The organism is Alteromonas sp. 07-89-2, assembly GCF_013113925.1.
Classification (GTDB): Bacteria; Pseudomonadota; Gammaproteobacteria; order Enterobacterales; family Alteromonadaceae; genus Alteromonas; species Alteromonas macleodii.
In genome coordinates, this window is the sequence record NZ_VTYM01000069.1 from 1 (window position 1) to 1,375 (window position 1,375).

Sequence of the window (1,375 nt, forward strand, 5' to 3'; positions counted from 1 at the left end):
TAGGGCCTGTATATGGTCTCCCCCATTATTGCAAGAGTAAACATGCTGTTTTGACTAAAATGGTTTGCGTCCGTATATCCGGCTTCTCGTTGAAGTATTTTCACTTCGAGCCTCGATGAACTTCGCCCATATCGTCCTTATCGTTGACACGGATTAAAATCCACAGGCCCTATCAGGTTTTCGATATGTCGGTTTAACCGTATTGTCATCACGTTATGTTTATTCAGCAATCCTTGGGAGTGAACTGGTTCATTATCAACTTAAGCGGTTGTCAACTCAGGCTGATAATCGCCACCTTGTGCTAATAGTGCCCAAGCTATTCGGGCCAACTTGTTAGCCAGTGCAACCGCGGCTTTGTTTCTCCCCCGCGTTTGCTCTATTCGCTTTATCCATTGAGACAATGGCGTCTCTTTATGTTTACTCACTCGCATGACAGCCCTGGCACCATGAATGAGTAAGGTTCTTAGATAGCTATCTCCACGCTTACTAATCCCTTGTAAATTATGCTTGCCCCCTGAGCTATGTTGTTTGGGTACCAGCCCCAGTGATGCTGAAACTGCCCGACCATTCTTAAACTCACTGCCATTGCCGATATGTTGATAAAGCGCACTGGCTATAATTGGACCAACTCCGGGAATACTTTGTAGCCGTCTACAAGCTTCGTGTTGGCTTAGTTGTTTAATTTTCTTTGTATACCAGTCCAGGTGCTCATCCAGCTCTACAAGCTTTTGATAGTGTCGCTCTAACAGTTCTTTGAACAATTCACTCAAACCATTTTCCACCTGCCGGTCAAATAATTTAGGCAGTGATTTATAGACATGACTTATGCCCACCGGAAGAATTATTCCGTACTCATTGAGCAATCCCCGTATTTCATTACTGTTGGCGGTTCTATCCCGCTCACATTTCTTACGCATCACGTGTAATGCCTGAATATCTTGTTGGGTTTGCGTTTTCGTTCGCACAAACCGCATCTCGGGGCGCACTACCGCTTCTGCTATCGCCAGCGCATCATTAAAGTCCGTCTTATTACCTCGCACATACGCTTTTACATGCTGTGGTGCGATTTGTTTTACCTGATGCCCATACTTCGCTATTTCTCTTGCCCAATAATGCGCACTGGCACATGACTCAACCCCCACCAAACAGGGTGGTAGCTCACTAAAAAAATGCAGTATCTGAGTTCGTCTCAACATTTTTTTTCGCACAATCTTGCCTGCCTGATTACAGCACACCACATGACTCACACTTTTTGCTAAATCCAGCCCAATCGTTGTAATATCCATTTGGGTCTCCTCACCTTGTTAACTTGATTGTTCAATTCCAAGTTTGGCACATTGCGATGCCGTTTGAGGGGGGAGACCATTCCATCGTT

The 1,375-nt window shown here is 45.1% G+C and carries 1 protein-coding gene; it reads right to left on the reverse strand.

Annotation, left to right across the window (positions count from 1 at the left end; translation table 11 throughout):
* Positions 1-260: 260 nt before the first annotated feature.
* Positions 261-1,286 (reverse strand): IS110 family transposase, encoded by a 1,026-nt coding sequence (locus F0261_RS19710; RefSeq protein WP_014978185.1) that lies wholly within the window; start codon positions 1,284-1,286, stop codon positions 261-263.
* Positions 1,287-1,375 lie beyond the last annotated feature (89 nt).

Excerpts from the sequence above, each read along its gene's own strand:
- F0261_RS19710 (WP_014978185.1), bottom strand. The coding sequence starts at position 1,286 with ATGGATATTACAACGATTGGGCTGGATTTAGCAAAAAGTGTGAGTCAT.